At 65.1% G+C, this 18,820-nt stretch carries 20 protein-coding genes; 9 read left to right on the plus strand and 11 right to left on the minus strand.

Annotation, left to right across the window (positions count from 1 at the left end; translation table 11 throughout):
• Positions 1–487 precede the first annotated feature (487 nt).
• From QX051_RS02520 to QX051_RS02530, 3 genes are all read left to right on the plus strand, one after another.
• A complete protein-coding gene (locus QX051_RS02520) occupies positions 488–1,081 on the plus strand; it encodes a formyltransferase family protein (RefSeq protein ID WP_315738093.1) in 594 nt (197 codons plus the stop codon).
• Positions 1,082–1,371: 290 nt separating this feature from the next.
• The gene (locus QX051_RS02525) at positions 1,372–1,722 is read left to right on the plus strand and encodes a hypothetical protein (protein WP_315774919.1); all 351 of its coding nucleotides are present in this window, start codon (positions 1,372–1,374) and stop codon (positions 1,720–1,722) included.
• A gap of 25 nt (positions 1,723–1,747) precedes the next feature.
• Complete coding sequence (locus QX051_RS02530) at positions 1,748–2,215, plus strand: hypothetical protein (protein ID WP_315738095.1); 468 nt, start codon at positions 1,748–1,750, stop codon at positions 2,213–2,215.
• A 6-nt stretch (positions 2,216–2,221) separates the two neighbouring features.
• Here the strand turns inward: QX051_RS02530 and QX051_RS02535 are convergent, their stop codons facing one another.
• Positions 2,222–2,452, minus strand: a complete 231-nt coding sequence (locus QX051_RS02535) for a hypothetical protein (protein WP_315738096.1) — start codon at positions 2,450–2,452, stop codon at positions 2,222–2,224.
• A 223-nt stretch (positions 2,453–2,675) separates the two neighbouring features.
• On the opposite strand from QX051_RS02535, the gene QX051_RS02540 reads away from it, so the two are divergent.
• A complete protein-coding gene (locus QX051_RS02540) occupies positions 2,676–3,566 on the plus strand; it encodes a DMT family transporter (RefSeq protein ID WP_315774921.1) in 891 nt (296 codons plus the stop codon).
• A 208-nt stretch (positions 3,567–3,774) separates the two neighbouring features.
• The gene (locus tag QX051_RS02545; RefSeq protein WP_315738098.1) at positions 3,775–5,235 is read left to right on the plus strand and encodes a caspase family protein; all 1,461 of its coding nucleotides are present in this window, start codon (positions 3,775–3,777) and stop codon (positions 5,233–5,235) included.
• A 75-nt stretch (positions 5,236–5,310) separates the two neighbouring features.
• On the opposite strand, the gene QX051_RS02550 is transcribed toward QX051_RS02545, so the two are convergent.
• Both QX051_RS02550 and cysK read right to left on the minus strand, forming a co-directional pair.
• Entirely contained in the window at positions 5,311–5,550 is a 240-nt protein-coding gene (locus tag QX051_RS02550; RefSeq protein ID WP_315711784.1) for a BrnA antitoxin family protein, read from the minus strand.
• A 2-nt stretch (positions 5,551–5,552) separates the two neighbouring features.
• Positions 5,553–6,515: a cysteine synthase A gene (gene cysK, locus QX051_RS02555; protein ID WP_315738099.1), complete on the minus strand. Its 963-nt coding sequence runs from the start codon at positions 6,513–6,515 to the stop codon at positions 5,553–5,555.
• A 488-nt stretch (positions 6,516–7,003) separates the two neighbouring features.
• Between cysK and QX051_RS02560 the strand changes: the two genes are divergently transcribed.
• Complete coding sequence (locus QX051_RS02560; RefSeq protein ID WP_315775303.1) at positions 7,004–7,222, plus strand: hypothetical protein; 219 nt, start codon at positions 7,004–7,006, stop codon at positions 7,220–7,222.
• A 174-nt stretch (positions 7,223–7,396) separates the two neighbouring features.
• Here QX051_RS02560 and tgt read toward each other — a convergent pair whose 3' ends face one another.
• Positions 7,397–8,551: a tRNA guanosine(34) transglycosylase Tgt gene (tgt, locus tag QX051_RS02565; RefSeq protein ID WP_315774922.1), complete on the minus strand. Its 1,155-nt coding sequence runs from the start codon at positions 8,549–8,551 to the stop codon at positions 7,397–7,399.
• A 272-nt stretch (positions 8,552–8,823) separates the two neighbouring features.
• Between tgt and QX051_RS02570 the strand changes: the two genes are divergently transcribed.
• Entirely contained in the window at positions 8,824–9,849 is a 1,026-nt protein-coding gene (locus QX051_RS02570; protein WP_315774923.1) for an aspartate-semialdehyde dehydrogenase, read from the plus strand.
• A 39-nt stretch (positions 9,850–9,888) separates the two neighbouring features.
• On the opposite strand, the gene queA is transcribed toward QX051_RS02570, so the two are convergent.
• The 4 genes from queA to coaD all read right to left on the minus strand — a co-directional run bounded on the left by queA (position 9,889) and on the right by coaD (position 13,005).
• On the minus strand, positions 9,889–10,983 hold the full coding sequence (gene queA / locus QX051_RS02575) for a tRNA preQ1(34) S-adenosylmethionine ribosyltransferase-isomerase QueA (RefSeq protein ID WP_315774924.1): 1,095 nt from the start codon (positions 10,981–10,983) through the stop codon (positions 9,889–9,891).
• A 139-nt stretch (positions 10,984–11,122) separates the two neighbouring features.
• Complete coding sequence (locus tag QX051_RS02580) at positions 11,123–11,587, minus strand: peptidylprolyl isomerase (protein WP_315770783.1); 465 nt, start codon at positions 11,585–11,587, stop codon at positions 11,123–11,125.
• Positions 11,588–11,878: 291 nt separating this feature from the next.
• Positions 11,879–12,442 carry a peptidylprolyl isomerase gene (locus QX051_RS02585; protein WP_315711771.1) on the minus strand — a complete coding sequence of 188 codons (564 nt, stop codon included), beginning with the start codon at positions 12,440–12,442 and terminating at the stop codon, positions 11,879–11,881.
• 68 nt (positions 12,443–12,510) lie between these two features.
• Complete coding sequence (gene coaD / locus QX051_RS02590) at positions 12,511–13,005, minus strand: pantetheine-phosphate adenylyltransferase (RefSeq protein WP_315738104.1); 495 nt, start codon at positions 13,003–13,005, stop codon at positions 12,511–12,513.
• A 290-nt stretch (positions 13,006–13,295) separates the two neighbouring features.
• Between coaD and QX051_RS02595 the strand changes: the two genes are divergently transcribed.
• Entirely contained in the window at positions 13,296–13,553 is a 258-nt protein-coding gene (locus tag QX051_RS02595) for a hypothetical protein (protein ID WP_315738105.1), read from the plus strand.
• A gap of 91 nt (positions 13,554–13,644) precedes the next feature.
• Here the strand turns inward: QX051_RS02595 and gyrA are convergent, their stop codons facing one another.
• The 3 genes from gyrA to QX051_RS02610 all read right to left on the minus strand — a co-directional run bounded on the left by gyrA (position 13,645) and on the right by QX051_RS02610 (position 17,523).
• Positions 13,645–16,395, minus strand: coding sequence for a DNA gyrase subunit A (gyrA, locus tag QX051_RS02600; RefSeq protein WP_315774926.1), 2,751 nt, complete (start codon positions 16,393–16,395; stop codon positions 13,645–13,647).
• 170 nt (positions 16,396–16,565) lie between these two features.
• On the minus strand, positions 16,566–16,964 hold the full coding sequence (locus tag QX051_RS02605) for a DUF2306 domain-containing protein (RefSeq protein WP_315774927.1): 399 nt from the start codon (positions 16,962–16,964) through the stop codon (positions 16,566–16,568).
• A gap of 58 nt (positions 16,965–17,022) precedes the next feature.
• Positions 17,023–17,523: a single-stranded DNA-binding protein gene (locus tag QX051_RS02610; protein WP_315738108.1), complete on the minus strand. Its 501-nt coding sequence runs from the start codon at positions 17,521–17,523 to the stop codon at positions 17,023–17,025.
• A gap of 462 nt (positions 17,524–17,985) precedes the next feature.
• Between QX051_RS02610 and QX051_RS02615 the strand changes: the two genes are divergently transcribed.
• Positions 17,986–18,741, plus strand: a complete 756-nt coding sequence (locus QX051_RS02615; RefSeq protein WP_315774928.1) for an outer membrane protein — start codon at positions 17,986–17,988, stop codon at positions 18,739–18,741.
• Positions 18,742–18,820: the final 79 nt, after the last annotated feature.

An 18,820-nucleotide genomic window follows, 5' to 3' on the forward strand; every position in this document is an offset into this window, starting at 1 on the left:
TTCGCAGACCGACCAGATCGCGTCCATTGAGCCGTAAGGAGTAGCGTCTTCGGTTGTCCTCATCAGTTCGGCTGATAGTTCGACCCTTTTAGTTGAGGTGTGTCGACCGATTTGCCGTGACGCAGCAACCGGCCTTGACACAACCTTTCGGCGAGCTGCCGGTACCTATCCTGACTCCCGGTCCATCTGAAGCTGCAGCCGGCACCAAAGAGGGCGTGTCATCCGCCACGGTCATCTCGGCCTGCATCTTGATGGCGGCCATGGCAATCGGCGCGCCGATAGGCGCGAAGGGCCCTGCCCCAACTCTGGCTCGGAGCGGCTTTCCCGTTCCCGTTTGGGTCCCCCAACGCCGCGGCCGGTCGGACGAAGCCAGCCTGTGACGGCGGCACAGCAGGCGCTTGACCTGGAGGCCAAGGCTTGGTTTGACCCGTTTCATCCGGTCAGAGTCCGACCGGATCCAGCCCCCAACCGTGGAAGATCCCTGACCATGCGCATCACTCTCGTCGGCTCCCGCCATTTCGGTGTCGCCACACTGAACATGCTGCGCGAGAGAGGAATCGAGATCGCGCGGGTCGTCGTTCATGATGGCGAGGACCGGCTCGCAGCCGCGGCGCGGGCGGCCGGGATCGAGGTCGTAGTCCAGGCCAATCCGAAGGTCGTGCCGGCGGGCGAGATCGCCCCCGACACGGACCTGATCGTCACGGCGCATAGCCACGCCCGCGTCACCCATGAGGCGGTCGCAGCCGCCCGGCTCGGCGGCATCGGCTACCATCCGTCGCTGCTGCCGCGTCACCGGGGCATCGCTGCGGTGGAGTGGACCATCAATGAAGGCGATCCGATCGCCGGCGGCACCATCTATCACCTCGCGGACCGCATGGATGCGGGCGCCATCGCCGCTCAGGATTGGTGCTTCGTCAAGAAGGGCGAGACCGCCCGCGAGCTGTGGGAGCGCGCGCTGGCGCCGCTCGGCCTCAAGCTGCTCGGCGATGTCATCGAATCGGCCAAGGTGACCGGCACGATTCCGGCCAAGCCGCAGGACGAGCAGTTCGCGACCAACGCGCCCAGCCTCACCCCGCACTGAGCATCCGATCGCATCGCCCCGACAATTGCGTCGTCGCTCCAGCCGGCGCGCTGTGCCCTGCGACGGCAGCATCACCTGCCACTGCAGGGCTGTGACGCTGGTCCGCTCGTGTGGTGCGCGAAGGCGCAGTTTGCCCATAATGCCGCCCGAATGGTTCAAGGCGGAGTTCCGCATTAATCGTTAATGATCTGAAATTGCTAGATAAAATTCCGTTGCGGCGGTGCGGCAAATTTTCGTCACAATTCTTCCAAATAAGGTCCTGATCAAACGACATTGAGGGACAACGATTCATGCGTCTCGACCGCATTGGAATGGCTTTCGCCGCGTCGATCCTGGTGGCTATCTCGGCCGCCCCCGCATTCGCCCAGTCGCCCTATGACGGCCAGTGGCAGGTGACGATCGTGACCAACAGTGGCACCTGCGAGCCCACAGCCAGCTCGACCTTGATCGTCGCAGACGGTAAGATTTCTGCGGCTGGCGCCAATGTGTCGGGTTCAATTGGACGCGAAGGCCTCGTCAAGGTCTCCATCAATGGCGCATATGCGAATGGGCAGCTCAACGGCAATTCTGGCTCGGGCAAGTGGAACGGCGCCTCGGCAGGTATCCCCTGCAGCGGCCGCTGGCAGGCTTCGCGCCTGTAACGGCGCGCAGCACGCGCTCCTGAAGATGGTGCGGCGGCTCGCGGCCGCCGCCGTCGTTTTGACGGCGGGTGTGACCGCTTCGCCGGGGCGCGCCGATCCCGGTCCCTTCACCGCCTTGGCCGGAACATGGGGCGGCAGCGGCACGGTTGCCCTCGAGGACGGCTCAACCGAGCGCATCCGGTGCCGGGCCCGTTATGGCGTCTCGGGACCGCGGATGACGCTCGTCCTGACCTGCGCCAGCGATGCCTACAAGTTCGCTCTGCAGGCCGAGGTGATCGCCGAGGGCTCCGCCATCTCTGGAACCTGGAGTGAGTCCAGCCGCGGCATCAGTGGCGTGCTGCAGGGACGCGGCGGCGGCGGCAACTTCCAGCTGGTTGCAACCACCGCCGGCTTCAATGCCAACATCGCGCTCGCCACCCGCGGCAACAGGCAGTCGGTATCAATCCGGGCCGACAGCCAGTTCCGCGCAGCCAACATTTCAATGTCGCGGTGATCCCGATCAGCCGCTGCGCTTGGCGCCGGGGACCGCACCTGCGGATGGCGCCGGAGCCAGCTGCGCGGCGGTGCGCTTGATGGTCTTGGCGACCAGCAGCGCCTGCTCCCGCGTCATGGCAAAGTCCTGCACACCTTTATGGGTGGTCAGCGACAGCACCATGAGATGAGGCTCCCGCTCCGGCCAGCCAGTGGCAAAGGCGGTCACGAAGTCGGCTGAAGCGGCGCGTTCGGTCATGTCTTGTCTCTGGCTGCCTTGGGCTGTTTTACGGGCTGTTTCGCGGCGGTCGCTTTAGGACGAAACACAGCCACACTCCACGTTTTTCTCGATGACACGCGTCCGTCGCGAGCAAAGCCTGTAGCGGCGTTGATGCACTGCACCGTTGATTTCATTTGCATTGCCCTGCACGCGAGGTGATACAGCGCGCCTTCGCCGCCCTCCTCCCTGTCTCCACCACCTCATGCATCGTCCCGCTTCGAAACTGATCGCCGCATTGTGGATGACGGGCTGGCTCAGCCTGATGCTGGTGATGGCGGTGGCCGGACGCGAAGCCATGCGCGAGCTCAACGTGTTCGAGCTGATGGAGCTGCGCTGCCTGATCGGCCTGGTGATGCTGTCGCCGGTCATCGCACTGAGCGGCGGCTTTGCCAGGCTGCGCACCTCGCGGCTCAAGCAGCACGCGGCGCGCAACCTCGTCCATTACGGCGCGCAGCTCGGCTGGTTCTTCGCGCTCACCTTGATCCCGATCGGCCAGGTGGTGGCGATCGAGTTCACGATGCCGATCTGGACGGCGCTGCTGGCGGCAGCCTTCCTCGGCGAGCGCATCACCCTGTTCAAGCTGGCGGCGATCGGGCTCGGCCTCGTCGGCGTCGTCGTGATCGTCCGCCCGGATACCGGGGCGGTCAATTCGGGACAGCTCATCGCGCTGGCCGCCGCGGTCGGCTTCGGCATCTCGATCGCTCTGGTCAAGCTGCTGACGCGCACCGAGCCCACCGTGTCGATCATCTTCTGGATGCTGGTGGTGCAATCCATCGCCGGTCTCATCCCCTCGCTCGTATTCTGGATGCCACCATCGGCCACGACCTGTGGCTGGATCCTCCTCGTCGCCTTCTGTGGGACCTTCTCGCATTTCTGCATGGCGCGCGCGCTGCTCTATGCCGACGCCACCATCGTGGTACCCATGGATTTTCTCCGCGTTCCGCTGACCGCCACCGTCGGCTGGCTGGTCTATGCGGAGCGTCTCGACGGATTGACCGTGCTCGGCGCTGGGTTGATTCTCGCCGGCAACTTGCTGAACCTGCGTCCGCCGCAACCTCGGCCCGTGCCGATCGGCGGTTCGGCAGGAACCTGAGGCGCCGGGGAGCCCCTGCCTCCCCTCGAGCGACGTGATTCGGATCACGAAACGGGCGCGCTACACGCGACCGTCGTGGATCTGGCGCAACACCCGCGAACTGGTTTGTGGCGGAAGCGTGATTTTTTGCTCGGGAACAAGACTTTTCGCGCCGATCCGCGACAAATGCTGCAGTGAACGCTTCGCTTGATCGTTGGGGGATCTCCTGATGCGCTATCTCACCGTCGCTCTGTCCCTGCTCTGCATGGTGCTGACCGCTGAAGCCGCCAAGGCCGACCGCCGCGTCGCCTTTGTCGTCGGAAACGGTGCCTATAAGAGCGTGGCTCAATTGCCGAACCCGCCGGTCGATGCCAAGGCCATGGCGGCAACCCTGCGCAACGTCGGCTTCGACGTCGTCGAGGGCACCAATCTCACGCGCGACAAGATGACCGAGAAGCTGCTCGATTTCGGTCGCAAGGCGCAGGGCGCCGATATTGCGGTGTTCTATTACGCCGGGCACGGCATCGCCATTGCCGGCACCAACTACCTGCTGCCGGTCGACGCCGACCTGAAGTCGGAAATGGACGTCAAGCTGGGCTCGGCCATCAACATCGACGTGACCCTCGACCAGACGATGGGCGACGCCAAGGTCAAGCTCGTCTTCCTCGATGCCTGCCGCGACAATCCGTTCGCCGCCAAGATCAAGTCGAACTCGCCAACGCGCAGCGTGTCGGTGCAGACCGGCCTTGCCGAGATGAAGTCCGGCGAGGGCACGCTGATCGCCTTCGCCACCGGCCCGGGCCAGACAGCCCTCGACGGCGAGGCCGGCGCCAACAGCCCGTTCACCCGCGCGCTGATCTCGCACATCGCCCAGCCCGGCATCGAGATCCAACAGGCCATGACGGCGGTGCGCGCCCAGGTCAATGAGGAGACCAGCAAGGGCCAGTTGCCCTGGGGGCACACCAACCTGATCGGCGCGGTCTACCTCAATCCGGCGGCTGCCCCTGCTGCAACGGCGGCCACGGCCGGGACGACGCCGGCCGTCGCGACGGCCACCGTGACCGCGGGCGAGGCCGAGCTCGAATTCTGGCGCTCGGTGAAGGATTCCAACAAGCCAGAAGAGCTCAACGCCTATCTCGCGACCTACCCGAACGGGCAGTTCAAGTCGCTGGCGATGGCGCGCATCGCCGCGATCGAGAGCGGCGCCATCAACACCGCGACGCGCAATGTCGCCAAGGGCGTCGACCCCGCCACCTACACCGAGGAAGGCAGCCAGGTCAGCGAGGATCAGATCGGCCTCGACAAGACCAAGCGCCGCGACGTGCAGCGGCGGCTGACCGGCCTTGGCTTCGACACCAAGATGACAGGCGTGTTCGACGACCAGACCCGCGGCGTCATGAAGCGCTGGCAGGCGGCCCGCGGCTATCCGTCGACCGGATTCCTGACCAAGCTGCAGCACAAGGCGCTGCTGGCCGAGCCGCAGCCGGCGCCGGCCACCGCCGCAGTCGGTGACGAGGCCAAGCCGCGCCGCGCCAAGCCGGCCGGCAATGTCGCTGCGGGCGGCCCGCCGCCGCAGGGGGCTCCGGTCTATCGCAATCCGCCGCCGCAGGACAACGCGGGCAACGCCGCCGGCGCCGCCTTCATCGGTGGCATGATGGGCGGTGTGCTCGGCAGCGCGCTGCGCCGGTAAACGTCGTCGTCTCCCCCACGTCAAAAGCCCGGAGCACGAGCTCCGGGCTCTTTCGTTAGAATAATGCGGCCACCCTCAGAGCCCTGCCGCCTTGCGCAGCGCCGCGTTGATGCGGTCCTGCCAGCCCGGCCCTTCAGACTGAAAGTGCTCGAGCACGTCCTGGTCGATCCGCAACGTCACCTGCTCGCGCACGCCAGGGACCGCCGCCTTCTTCGGCGGCGCCTCCACCGGCTTGGTGGTCACCTTCTTGAACGCGGCCTCGGCCTCGGTACGGGCGTCAGCGAGGGTGCGGGGCCGCCGCGGCTGGTCGGCCATGATCAGATCCCCTCGAACAGCGCGGTGGACAGATAACGCTCGGAGAACGACGGCACGATCGCCAGGATCGTCTTGCCCGCGCTTTCCGGTCGCTTGCCGATCTCGATCGCGGCCGCAATCGCCGCGCCCGAGGAGATACCGCCGGGAATGCCCTCGTTGCGGGCCAGCGCACGCGATGTCTCGATCGCGGTCGTGCTGTTGATCTTGACGATCTCGTCGATCACGGACCGGTCGAGAATGTCGGGCACGAAGCCGGCACCGATGCCCTGGATCTTGTGCGGCGAGTGCTGGCCGCCAGACAGCACCGGGCTCTCCTCCGGCTCGACCGCGACGACCTTGAGGCCGGGCTTGCGCGACTTCAGCACCTGGCCGACGCCGGTGATGGTGCCGCCGGTGCCGACGCCAGCGACGAAGACATCGATATTGCCGGCCGTGTCGTTCCAGATCTCCTCGGCCGTGGTGCGACGATGAATGTCCGGATTGGCGAGGTTCTTGAACTGCTGCGGCATCACCGAGTTCGGCGTCGTCCGCAACAGCTCCTCGGCAGTGGCGATGGCGCCCTTCATCCCCTGCGACGCCGGCGTGAGCACGATCTCGGCGCCGAGGAAGGCGAGCATCTTGCGCCGCTCCACCGACATCGACTCCGGCATCACCAGCTTCAGCTTGTAGCCCCGCGCCGCCGCGACGAAGGCCAGCGCGATGCCGGTATTGCCCGAGGTCGGCTCGATCAGCACGGTGTCGGGCTTGATCACGCCGGCCTGCTCCATCGCCAGGATCATGCCGACGCCGATCCGATCCTTCACGCTCGCGGCGGGATTGAAGTATTCCAGCTTGGCGAGGATGGTCGCCTTGACGCCATGCTGCTCCGGCAGCTTTCGCAACCGCACAATCGGCGTATTGCCGAATGCGTCGACAATTGAATCAAATACGCGCCCGCGTCCGGGACGCTGTGCTGACGACTCCATGAAATCACTCCTCTGCGCGCCCCGCGCGACATCGACAACGCTTCTGACCATCTTCAGCGAGCCTGTTGCGCTGCGCAAGCACGTTTGCGCGATCTTAAGACGATCGCGGCGCACAACAAGTCGTGGCTAAATTGCGAAAAACCAACGCATTTGTGTTGCGACAAGGTCAATAAACCGGGTGTATGTTTGACTTCAGCCGGACGAAAATTCATGATGCAGGTCGACGGCAACCCGGGCGGACATCAGCAAGATGTCATCTTCGGAGTGATACAATCGGGGCGTTCGTGCCAAACGACACCGCCGTTGTAGAACAGACATAAGAACAGACCACCCAGACAAACTCTTTGTGTGACGGACTTGATATCCGCGAAAAGTTGGACTCGTCGGAAATAGACCCGTTCGAACGCGACTCGTTCGAAATCGACCCTTTCGAAATTGACGTCGTTCAAGCAGAGATCGCCCACAAAGAGATCGTACAGGAGGTCAATATGTCAGCACTCGCTGATCTCGTGTCGACCGCAACCGCCCGCCCGAATCCCCGCGGCTGCGATCTGCCGACATGCCCGGTCTGCGCCGACTCCATGATTGCCGCGGAGGCGTCGGCATACTTGGCCGACGATGCCATCAGCTATCTCTGGACCTGCGACACCTGCGGCTATGGCTTCGTCACCAAGCACTCCGTGAAAAGCCGTTTCGTCTGCAACTGAACGGCGCCAGGGCGAGAGAGTTCCGCGACGCGATATCACGGCCGTCCGTCGCTACGGATCGCACAACGGTCGGCCACCGGGCAGGTCGGCAATGCATCACCAGCACGATTTCATGTGGGCCGGCGCATAGGGGCGGGCTCACAACAAGCTGACGGCCTTCACCTGACGCGGCCGTCAGCCGGCGCGCGGGGCGATGTCGCCGCGGGCCCAATCCGCCTTGGTGCGCTCGTAGAATTCCGTGAAGCGCCCCTGTGCGATCGCCTCGCGCATCCCAGCCATCAATTGCTGGAAATAGGCAATGTTGATTTCCGACAGCAGCGTCGCGCCGAGCGCCTCGCCGGCCTTGATGAGATGATGCAGATAGGCGCGGGCATAGCTGCGCGCCGCCGGCCACGGGCTCTCTTCATCCAGCGGACGCGGGTCGTCGGCGTGACGCGCGTTGCGCAGGTTCACTGGCCCGAAGCGTGTGTAGGCGACGCCGTGGCGGCCGTTGCGGGTCGGCAGCACGCAGTCGAACATGTCGATGCCGCGCCTGACCGACTCCAGGAGATCGTCAGGCGTGCCGACGCCCATCAGGTAGCGTGGACGGTCGGCCGGCAGTGCCGGCGCGGTCGCCTCGATCATCTCGAGCATGACCGCCTGCGGCTCGCCGACGGCCAAGCCGCCGATCGCATAGCCGTGGAAGCCGATGTCGACCAGCGCCTGCGCGCTGGCGACGCGTAGCGCGGGCACGTCGCCGCCCTGCACGATGCCGAACAGCATGTAGCCTGCCGGCGCACTCTCGAAGGCGCGGCGGCAGCGTTCGGCCCAGCGCAGCGACAGCCGCATCGCGCGCTCGATGTCGTCGCGCTCGGCCGGCAGCCGCACGCATTCGTCGAGCTGCATCGCGATGTCGGAGTTGAGCAGGCGCTGCACCTCGATGGCGCGCTCCGGCGACAGCTCGATTCTAGCGCCGTCGATGTGCGAGCGGAACGTCACCGCCTGCTCCGTGACCTTGCGTAAGCCCGATAGCGACATCACCTGGAAGCCGCCGGAATCCGTCAGCATCGGACCGCCCCAGCCGGTGAAGCGCTGCAGGCCGCCGAGGGCGGCGATGCGCTCGGCCGTGGGCCGCAGCATCAGATGATAGGTGTTGCCGAGCACGATGTCGGCACCTGCCTCGCGCACGTCACGCCAGTGGATCCCCTTCATGGCGCCGGCGGTGCCGACAGGCATGAAGGCCGGCGTGCGGACCACGCCATGCGGCGTCGTCAGCCGGCCCGTGCGGGCCGCGCCGGAGGTCGCGAGCAATTCGAAGTGGTTGGGAAGGTCGCCAGCGGGAGAGCTCATGGCCGGCTTATTGCGTCAGGACGGCTCCCGATTCAACCGCGATGGCGCCGTTTTCGCCCCTTTCGGCCGTTGACGGCGGTTCCGACCGCCCCTATGGTCCTGCGCCATGTCGACCTCGACCAAACGCACGACGAAAACCACCAAGCCCACGAGGGCCTCGGGAGGCGTGCGCGCGTAGTCGAACTCGATTGCGACCATCTTCGAACCGAAGCCCCGCCTGATAAAGGTCCGGGGCTTTTTTATTGCCCGAATTTCAACCGGAGACCTGAGACGTGCCCCACGATCCCACCATTGCCATCGTCGGCGTGACCGGCGCCGTCGGCGCCGAGTTCATCGCCACCCTGGACCGCCGCAACGTCCGCGTCGGCAAGCTCAAGGCGCTGGCGAGCGCCCGCTCGGCCGGCCAGACCGTGAGCTTCCGCGGCCAGACCATCGTGATCGAGGAGCTGACCGAACGCTCCTTCGAGGGCGTCGACATCGCGCTGTTCTCGGCCGGCAGCGGCATTTCCAAGAAGTTCGCGCCGATCGCCGTGCGCTCCGGCGCCGTCGTGGTCGACAATTCCTCGGCCTTCCGCATGGACCCGAACGTGCCGCTGGTCATCCCCGAGATCAACGCCCGCCGAATCCGCGACCACAAGGGCATCATCGCCAATCCGAACTGCGCGGCCATCACGGCGCTGGTGCCGCTGTGGCCGATCCATCAGAAGAACCGCATCAAGCGCGTGATCATCTCGACCTATCAGGCCGCCAGCGGCGCCGGTGCGGCGGCGATGGACGAGCTGGTGCAGTCGACCCGCGCGAGCCTCAACGGCCAGGTCTACGCGCCCAAGGTGATGCCGCATCCGTTCGCCTTCAACCTGTTCAGCCACAACACCGCCATCGATCCCGAGACCGGCTACAACGACGAGGAGACCAAGGTCATCAACGAGACCCGCAAGATCTTCGAGGACGAGGGCATTGCGATCGGCGTCACCTGCGTCCGCGTACCGGTGCTGCGCGCCCATTGCGAGTCGATCACCTTCGAATGCGAGAAGCCGATCACGGAAGACGAGGTCCGCCGCATCCTCGCCACCGCGCCGGGTGTGCGCGTCGTCGACGACCGCGCCAAGAACCACTTCCCCATGCCTGTCGACGCGTCGGGACAGGACGACGTGCTGGTCGGGCGCATCAGGAAGGATCTGTCCGATCCGTCAGGCCACTCGATCGCGATGTTCGTGGCCGCCGATCAGCTGCTCAAGGGCGCCGCGCTCAATGCGGTGCAGATCGCGGAGCTCTTGCCGGAGCGCGCGATGGCGTAGCTCTCAGAGCGAACTTGCAGGGTGGGCCTTTTGCCCACCCTACGGCTCGACGATGCGCTCGTCTGGCTGACGAAACAACAGGCACGCATCGCCATACGAATAGAAGCGATAGCCGCTGCGGATCGCATGCGCATAGGCCGCGTGCATCGTCTCCAAGCCGGCGAAGGCCGAGACCAACATGAAGAGCGTCGAGCGTGGCAGATGGAAGTTGGTCATCAGGATATCGACCGCGCGGAAGCGATAGCCGGGCGTGATGAAGATCGACGTCTCCGCCTCGAACGGCGCGATCGTGCCGTCGGGCTGCGCCGCGCTCTCCACGAGCCGCAACGACGTCGTGCCGACCGCGACGATGCGGCCGCCCTTGGCGCGCGCCTCGTTCAATGCGGCCGCCGTGTCCGGCGTGAGACTGCCCCACTCCGCATGCATGCGGTGGCCCTCGGTATCCTCGACCTTGACCGGCAGGAAAGTGCCGGCCCCGACATGCAGGGTCACGCGCTGCAGCCCGACGCCGCGGTCGCGCAGCCGCTGCTCCAGCGCCGGCGTGAAATGCAGCCCAGCCGTCGGCGCAGCCACCGCGCCCTCTTTGGCCGCGAACATGGTCTGATAATCTGTCGCGTCCTGCTCGTCTGCGGGCCGCTTGCCGGCGATGTAGGGCGGCAGCGGCGGCCGGCCGAGATCGGCGATCGCTTGGTCGAGCGCGGGCCCATGGAACACAAAGGACAGCGTCAGCTCGCCGTCGGCGCCCTTGGCCTCGACGGTGGCGTCGAGATGGCCGAGCAGGCAGACCTTGCCCTCGTTGCCGAACCGGATCGTATCGCCTGGCGCGAGCTTCTTGGCGGGCCGCACCAGCGCCTGCCAGCGCGAGCCGTCGAGCCGCTTGATCAGGGTCGCCTCGATCTTCGCTTCGGTCTCGCGGCTGATGCGGCGACCGGACAGCTGCGCCGCGATCACCTTGGTGTCGTTGACGACGAGCTGATCACCGGGCTCCAGCCAGTCCGGCAGGTCGGCGACCGTGCGGTCGCGTAAGACACCGTCGCCCTGCACCACCAGCATGCGCGCGGACTCGCGCGGGCTCGCCGGGCGGAGCGCGATGTTTTCGGGGGGAAGATGGAAATCGAACAGGTCGGTGCGCATCGTCGTTCTGGGACGACCATCGGCCCTTCATTCCGGGGAGCGTGCGACAGCACGCGTCGCGAAGGATGAAGGCCCGACTGTCCGCCTCATGGTGCGAGACGCGTGCTGCGCACGCGCCTCACCGTGAGGATCGCAAAGTCTACGCAGCGTCGGCGGCCATGTAGGCCTTCACGATCTTGTCCGGGTTCTGCACCGGTTCGCCGCGCTTGATCTTGTCGACGTTCTCCATGCCCTCGGTGACCTTGCCCCAGACCGTGTACTGCTTGTCCAGGAAGCGGGCGTCGTCGAAGCAGATGAAGAACTGGCTGTCGCCTGAATCCGGATTGGCCGCACGCGCCATCGAGGCGGTGCCGCGCACATGCGGCTCGGCGTTGAACTCGGCCTTCAGCTTCTTGCCGGAGCCGCCCATGCCGCTGCCCTGCGGGCAGCCGGTCTGCGCCATGAAGCCGTCGATGACGCGGTGGAAGACGATGCCGTCGTAGAAGCCCTCGCGGACGAGCTCCTTGATGCGCGCGACATGGCCGGGCGCGAGATCGGGACGCATCTCGATGGTGACGGGGCCCTGGGTGGTTTCGAGGATCAAGGTATTTTCGGTCACAGCCATGCTGGTCTCTCGGTTTTTGTGGAATTGACGGGGGTCAGGACAAAGTAAATCCTGGGTCTGAAATGTCGCGGCGCCTTCCCATGTGCGGCCGTCACCCCTCCTGACGGCGATCCGAGCACGACGAGGCCCGCGATGCTGGTCGAGAATAGACCCAATGCGCTTAAAGCTGAAGCCACCGGCCCTGTCGATGTGACGGGGCGGCAGAATCGGCATGCCTCCGCGACGTGGCAAAAGGTTCCTTAATGCCTGAGGGAACCGGGCGCGAGACCCAGGTGCCCTGCTTTCTCGGACCTACTTGATGTCCGAGGCGACCTGCACCTTGACCATTTTGTCGGGATCGGTCACGGCGCCGCCCGACGAGCCCGGAGGCGCCTTCTTGAGCTTGTCGACGACGTCCATGCCCTGCACGACCTCGCCGATCACGGTGTATTGGCCGTTGAGGAAGGAGGCGTCGCCGAAGCAGATGAAGAACTGCGAGTTGGCAGAATCGACGCTATCGCCCCGGCGCGCCATGCCGACGGTGCCGCGCTTGAACGGCGTGCTCGAAAACTCCTGCTTCAGGTTCGGGTACTTCGAGCCGCCGGTGCCATTGAAGTTCTGGCCGTCGCCGGTCTGCGCCATGAAGCCGTCCATGACGCGGTGGAACGGCACGTTGTTGTAGAAGCCTTCGCGCGCCAGCGTCTTCAGCCGCTCGGCATGCTGCGGCGCCAGATCGGTGCGCAGCTTGATGATGATGCGGCCCTTGGTGGTGTCGATGACCAGGGCATTCTGCTTGTCGAGGCCGGCAGGCAGCGACTGGGCCAACGCCGGCAATGCGAACACGAGAGCAAAGACGAAAGCGAGAGCGCGGATCATGGCAACTCCGATGGCATGAGACGATGAGGAGAGGAAGGCACCGCCGGAAGCGGCCGGTGCCTGAAGGATCAGTTGAACTTGGCCTTGAGACTTTCGGCCACCGACGGCGGCACGAAATGCGAGATCTCGCCGCCCATGGCGGCGATCTGGCGAACCAGCGTGGCGGCGATCGGGCGGACACTCACCGAGGCTGGAACGAACACCGTCTGGACCTGCGGTGCCATGGTCTGGTTCATGCCGGCCAACTGCATCTCGTAGTCGAAATCGGTGCCGTCGCGCAGGCCCCGGATCATCATGATCGCGCCGGCTTTTTCCGCGGCCGTGACGGTCAGATTGTCGTAGGTCGAAGCCTCGAAGCCGCAGCCCGCAGCGGCTGCGACGGGGCCGAAGATCTCATGCGCCATCGCCAGCCGCTCCTCGGTCGAGAACAGCGGCTTCTTGCCATGATGCACGCCGACCGCAACGATCAGGCGATCGCAGAGATGAACGGCCTGCCGGACCACATCGAGATGGCCGTTGGTGACGGGATCGAACGAGCCCGGATAGAGCGCAATGCGTTGCATGCGCCCGTCCTATACCGCCGGGAACAGGCCGGCAAGCCACCGCCAGGCCCGCTGGCGTGGCTGTGATGGGCAAAGAGTGGCCGAGACTGCACCGCAATGAAATGAGGTGCGACGCCGGGGGGCCGGAACTGTGGTCGGCTACCGCGATTGTTTCATCGGAACTTGGGACATGAAACACGCCGGGCCGAGACGAAACCAATTCGCCCGTCCCGCGAAGACGTCTCGAAACCCGAGCTGATTATCAAATCCTTAACGAACAACGGGCCGAACGGCCCGGACAGGGGACCGTCATGATCAAAGCGCTATCTGCAGTCGCAGCTGCCGGCTTGGTGGCTGCCGGCATCACCGTCCTGCCCGGCTTCGCTCCTCAGGTTGAAGCCAGCGTGCCGCGTCCGCTCGCCAAGGCGGACCGCCTGGACATTCGCCCGATCGGCCGCGACTGCTCGCAGCAGGCTTGGCCGAACTTCGAAGCGGGCTGCCTGCGCAGCGCCGGCACCAGGGGAACGATCCGCGAGGCCAGGATGGTCTCCGTCGAGCGGACACAGTAAGGGCGAATAGCGAATAGCGAATAGCGAATAGCGAATAGCGGGAAGACTTGATTCCTCCTCTATTCGCTACTTCCTATTCGCCATTCGCAACTCACTCGCCATTCGCACCTTCAGTCCCGTTCCCACCGGTGCCGTTCTCGGTCTCCTCGCCGATATGCTCCACCGAAACGACGTGCTCATCATCGGCGGTGTCGAACACGATGACGCCCTGGGTCGAGCGTCCCGCGATGCGGATGCCGTCGACCGGGCAACGGATCAACTGCCCCTTGTCCGTCACCAGCATGATCTGATCGCCATCCTCGACCGGGAATGAGGCGACGAGCTTGCCGTTGCGGTTGTTGACGGACATCGCGACGATGCCTTTGCCGCCGCGGCCGGTGGTGCGGTACTCGTAGGACGAGGTGCGCTTGCCGTAGCCGTTGACCGAGACGGTCAGCACCACCTGCTCCTGCGCGGACATCTCGACGTAGCGTTCCTGCGACAGCTGGATCGCGCCAGCGGCCGCCTCCTCGCCCTCGGTCTCGACCGGCTCCTCGGTGGCAGCATCGCCCGACATCGCCCGGCGCATCTTCAAATAGGCCGTACGCTCGTCCGAGGTCGTCTCGACATGGCGCAGGATCGACAGCGAGATCACCTTGTCACCGCCGGCGAGCGCGATGCCGCGCACGCCCATCGAGGTCCGCCCGGTGAAGACGCGCACGTCGGTGACGGGGAATCGGATGCACTGCCCGCCCGACGCCGTGAGCAGCACGTCGTCACGCTCGGTGCAGATCTGCACGTTGACGATCTCCTCGCCCTCGTCGAGCTTCATCGCGATGATGCCGGAGCGGCGCACGTCGACGAAATCCGACAGCTTGTTGCGGCGGACGTTGCCGCCGGTGGTGGCGAACATCACGTCGAGATTGGCCCAGGAGGATTCATCCTCCGGCAGCGGCATGATCGTGGTGATGCGCTCGCCCTGCTCCAGCGGCAGGATGTTGATCAGCGCCTTGCCGCGCCCGTTGGGCGCCGCGATCGGCAGCCGCCAGACCTTCTCCTTGTAGACCTGGCCGCGCGACGAGAAGAACAGCACCGGCGTGTGCGTGGAGGCCACGAACAGCCGGCTGACGAAATCCTCCTCGCGGGTCTGCATGCCCGAGCGGCCCTTGCCGCCGCGACGCTGCGCCCGATAGGCCGACAGCGGCACGCGCTTGGTGTAGCCGGCATGCGACACGGTCACGACCATGTCCTCGCGCTGGATCAGGTCCTCGTCCTCGACCTCGCCTTCCTGCTCGGCGATCACGGTGCGGCGCGGCGTGCCGAACTCCGCCTTAACGGCGGCGAGCTCGTCCTTGATGATGCCCTGAACCCGCGCCCGCGAGCGCAGGATGTCGAGATAGTCGTTGATCTCGACCTTGAGCTTGTCGAGCTCGTCGGAAATCTCCTCGCGGCCGAGCGCGGTCAGGCGCTGCAGACGCAGGTCGAGAATGGCCTTGGCCTGCTCGAACGACAACCGGATGGTGCCGTCCTCGGCCAGGCGATGGCGCGGATCGTCGATCAGCGTGATGATGGCCTCGACGTCGCGCGCCGGCCAGTCGCGCGACATCAACGCCTCGCGCGCCGTCGCAGGATCTGGCGAGGTCCTGATGACCCTGATGACCTCGTCGATATTGGCCACGGCCACGGCAAGGCCGACCAGGATATGAGCGCGGTCGCGCGCCTTGTTGAGCAGGAACTTGGTCCTGCGCGTGACGACACGCTCGCGGAACGCGACGAAGATCGTCAGCAGGTCCTTCAACGTCATCGTCTGCGGGCGGCCGCCGTCGAGCGCCAGCATATTGGCGGCAAAGCTCGTCTGCAGCGGCGTGAACTTGTAGAGCTGGTTGAGCACGACGTCCGGCACGGCGTCGCGCTTCAGCTCGACGACGACGCGGTAGCCGTCGCGGTCGCTTTCGTCGCGCAGGTCGGCGACGCCTTCGATCTTCTTCTCGCGCACCAGCTCGGCGATGCGCTCGACCATCGTGGCCTTGTTCACCTGGTAGGGGATCTCGGAGATGATGATCGCCTCGCGATCCTTGCGGATCGTGTCGATCGTCACCTTGCCGCGCATCATGATCGAGCCGCGGCCCAGATGATAGGCCGAGCGGGCGCCCGCGCGGCCAAGTATGATGCCGCCGGTCGGGAAATCCGGCCCCGGAATGATGTTGATGAGGTCATCGATCGTGAGCGCGGGATTGTCGATCAGCGCGATGCAGGCATCGATCACCTCGCCGAGATTGTGCGGCGGGATGTTGGTGGCCATGCCGACCGCGATGCCGCCGGCGCCATTGACCAGCAGGTTCGGATATTTGGCCGGAAGAACCGACGGTTCCTTGTCCGAATTGTCGTAGTTCGGCTGGAAATCGACAGTGTCCTTGTCGATGTCGTCGAGCAGCGGAATTGCCGACTTGGCGAGCTTGGCTTCGGTGTATCGATAGGCGGCCGGCGGATCGCCGTCGACGGAGCCGAAATTGCCCTGGCCGTCGATCAGCGGCACGCGCATCGAGAAGTCCTGCGCCATGCGCACCATGGCGTCGTAGATCGACTGGTCGCCATGCGGATGATATTTACCGATGACGTCGCCGACCACGCGCGCGGACTTGACGTATTTCTTGTCGGGCGTGTGCCCCTGCTCGTACATCGAATACAGGATGCGCCGGTGCACGGGCTTGAGGCCGTCGCGCGCATCGGGCAGCGCTCGCGACACGATCACGCTCATCGCGTAATCGAGGTAGGAGCGTTTCATCTCGTCGAGGATGGAAACGGGACGAATGTCGGAAGGTCCGCCCGGATCGCCGGGCTTCTCATCTTCTTTATCGGACAAAGGGGATACCGGTCGGTTTTGACACGCGAAAATCGCTTGGAATCATATAGCGCAGGAGCGCGCCGCAGGCCACCCCCAAACCGAGGTGGGCCGCGCTTTTTCTGCTCGCCTTTCCAGGGACTTAACCACATGACACGGCTCCGCGAGGCTTGCTCGGGAACCGTCTCTGGCTAGGGCCCGAAGACCACCTTGTGCATGATCCGTCCGGGCAGCAGCGTGAACAGTCCGGCAATCACGAGGGCACCGGAAAACAGCGTGATCATGGCCCGGCGATGGGCCGCCACCCGATGGCGGTGCGCAGCCCACACCGCAAGCGGCAGCACGGCCAACGTGTAGAGCGACAGCAGGTGGATCGGGCTCCATGGCCCGACCAGCCGGATGGTGTGGATCCAGAACGAGCTGACCGCGACGGCCGCCATCAGCGCGCCCCAGATCCAGCCGATCGTTCGATGCAGCAAGGTCCCCTTCGGGGCCGCGAACTGGACGAGTCCCAGCGCAAACGCCGTCATCGCGGCGACGGCGTGCAGCAGGACGGCGGGTTCGGCGGCGAGCAGCGGTGCGAAGCTCATGCAACACCCCCGTGGTCAGATGGCAGCGGTCTGAACGTCGTGCCGCCGCCCATGCGCCTCAGAACGGAATGTCGTCGTCCATGTCGCTGTTGCGTCCGCCACCGCCGGCCGAAGCGACCGCGCGGCGCGGCGGCGCCATCGACGGACCGCTGCTGCCGAAATCGCCGCCACCCATGTCATCGGAGAAGCTGCCGCCACCGCCGCCGCCCCGGCCATCGAGCATCGTCAAGGTCGAGTTGAAGCCCTGCAGAACGACCTCGGTCGAGTACTTCTCGACACCGCTCTGGTCGGTCCATTTGCGGGTCTGCAGCGCGCCCTCGATGTAAACCTTGGCGCCCTTCTTCAGATACTGCTCGGCGACCTTGCAAAGGCCCTCGTTGAAGATCACCACCCGGTGCCACTCGGTCTTTTCCTTGCGCTCGCCGGTCGCCTTGTCGCGCCACGTTTCCGACGTCGCAATGCTCAGATTGGCGATCGGCCGCCCATCCTGCGTACGCCGGATCTCGGGGTCCTTGCCAAGATTGCCGACCAGAATCACCTTGTTCACACTACCCGCCATCACCACTCTCCCGCGGTTCTCGATCATCGGACCGGCCGTCCACACCGGCCTCACGGCGTCCGGTGGCTAACCCTTCCTCTCGCGGCGGACCCTATACGGTTGCCGCGCGGTCCACCCGCCCTGTCCATTGCTTATCCACATATAGCAGGCGGAAGGCCATTGTTCCAGTTTTGTTCGCGCGCATATGTCTACAACCGTGCGTCGAGTTCCGCGGAACTCGATGGAACCGCAACTTCTCGCAATGGAACCCGCAAAAAGTTCCCTTATTCACGGAAAAGGGATTAACTTTCATCAAGTTAGCTCGCCGCACTTCCTCCTCGGCTGTGGCTTTTGGGAGACGGTATCCAGGGTTGAATAGCGTATATTTCTGGACGGATTGGGGCCGCAAGCGTGGTCGCACCAACTTCACAGAAGTGCGTCTCCGGGGACCAATTTGGAGACGCCCAACGCGGGAGACTTGGGATGAAAAGAATTTTTCTCGGAGCTGTCAGCTTAATGGTTTTGGGGGCGCTGACGCCGGCGGGAGCCGCCGATCTCGCCGCCCGCCCGTACACGAAGGCCCCGGTGGTGGCGCCGGCGCCACTTCCGACCTGGGCCGGTTTCTATCTCGGTCTGCAGGGCGGCGGCGGCTGGGGCCGAAGCAACGAGACCTTCTTCGGAGCGCCCAATACGGCGATCTTTGCCGGCACTCAGAACTATAACACCAGCGGCGGCTTCATCGGCGGTGTGGTCGGCTACAACTGGCAGGTCGACAACATCGTGTTCGGTCTCGAGGGCGACTATCACTGGGCCGACATCAACGGCCGGTCGGGCGTCATCAACGCCGGTCTCGGCGATACTTACTTCACCAGGCTGCGCGGCTTTGGCGACATCAAGGGCCGCCTCGGCTGGGCTGCGGGTCCGGCGCTGTTCTTTGTCAGCGGCGGCGCTGCCGTCGGCGATCTCCAACACCGCTACGACGCAGCGCTCAATGGCGGCGCGGCGAATAGCTTCGCTCAGAACAACTGGCGCTGGGGTTGGACGATCGGTGCCGGCGCCGAGTACATGTTCGCGCCGAACTGGTCGGCCAAGGTCGAATACAACTATCTCGACTTCGGCAAGAGCTCGATTCAGTACAGCGCGGTTCCGGCCAATCGCTCCGAGTGGAGCGACACCGTGCACACCGTCAAGGCCGGCATCTCCTATCACTTCAGCGGCCCGATCGTGTCGCGCTACTGATTGCACGCGCAAATCGAATGTGTCGAAAGGCCGGCCTCGCGCCGGCCTTTTTTGTGTGCCAGAACCGGTACTTGCTGGG

Origin of the sequence: Bradyrhizobium sp. SZCCHNR1053 (genome assembly GCF_032381235.1) — a bacterium.
Lineage (GTDB): Bacteria > Pseudomonadota > Alphaproteobacteria > Rhizobiales > Xanthobacteraceae > Bradyrhizobium.

Excerpts from the sequence above, each read along its gene's own strand:
- QX051_RS02535 (WP_315738096.1), bottom strand. The coding sequence starts at position 2,452 with ATGACCGAACGCGCCGCTTCAGCCGACTTCGTGACCGCCTTTGCCACT.
- QX051_RS02580 (WP_315770783.1), bottom strand. The coding sequence starts at position 11,587 with ATGGCTGTGACCGAAAATACCTTGATCCTCGAAACCACCCAGGGCCCC.
- QX051_RS02560 (WP_315775303.1), top strand. The coding sequence starts at position 7,004 with ATGTCAGCACTCGCTGATCTCGTGTCGACCGCAACCGCCCGCCCGAAT.
- cysK (WP_315738099.1), bottom strand. The coding sequence starts at position 6,515 with ATGGAGTCGTCAGCACAGCGTCCCGGACGCGGGCGCGTATTTGATTCA.
- QX051_RS02615 (WP_315774928.1), top strand. The coding sequence starts at position 17,986 with ATGAAAAGAATTTTTCTCGGAGCTGTCAGCTTAATGGTTTTGGGGGCG.
- QX051_RS02585 (WP_315711771.1), bottom strand. The coding sequence starts at position 12,442 with ATGATCCGCGCTCTCGCTTTCGTCTTTGCTCTCGTGTTCGCATTGCCG.
- QX051_RS02525 (WP_315774919.1), top strand. The coding sequence starts at position 1,372 with ATGCGTCTCGACCGCATTGGAATGGCTTTCGCCGCGTCGATCCTGGTG.
- QX051_RS02540 (WP_315774921.1), top strand. The coding sequence starts at position 2,676 with ATGCATCGTCCCGCTTCGAAACTGATCGCCGCATTGTGGATGACGGGC.
- QX051_RS02550 (WP_315711784.1), bottom strand. The coding sequence starts at position 5,550 with ATGGCCGACCAGCCGCGGCGGCCCCGCACCCTCGCTGACGCCCGTACC.
- QX051_RS02610 (WP_315738108.1), bottom strand. The coding sequence starts at position 17,523 with ATGGCGGGTAGTGTGAACAAGGTGATTCTGGTCGGCAATCTTGGCAAG.
- coaD (WP_315738104.1), bottom strand. The coding sequence starts at position 13,005 with ATGCAACGCATTGCGCTCTATCCGGGCTCGTTCGATCCCGTCACCAAC.
- tgt (WP_315774922.1), bottom strand. The coding sequence starts at position 8,551 with ATGAGCTCTCCCGCTGGCGACCTTCCCAACCACTTCGAATTGCTCGCG.
- QX051_RS02605 (WP_315774927.1), bottom strand. The coding sequence starts at position 16,964 with ATGAGCTTCGCACCGCTGCTCGCCGCCGAACCCGCCGTCCTGCTGCAC.
- queA (WP_315774924.1), bottom strand. The coding sequence starts at position 10,983 with ATGCGCACCGACCTGTTCGATTTCCATCTTCCCCCCGAAAACATCGCG.
- QX051_RS02530 (WP_315738095.1), top strand. The coding sequence starts at position 1,748 with ATGGTGCGGCGGCTCGCGGCCGCCGCCGTCGTTTTGACGGCGGGTGTG.
- QX051_RS02595 (WP_315738105.1), top strand. The coding sequence starts at position 13,296 with ATGATCAAAGCGCTATCTGCAGTCGCAGCTGCCGGCTTGGTGGCTGCC.
- QX051_RS02545 (WP_315738098.1), top strand. The coding sequence starts at position 3,775 with ATGCGCTATCTCACCGTCGCTCTGTCCCTGCTCTGCATGGTGCTGACC.
- QX051_RS02520 (WP_315738093.1), top strand. The coding sequence starts at position 488 with ATGCGCATCACTCTCGTCGGCTCCCGCCATTTCGGTGTCGCCACACTG.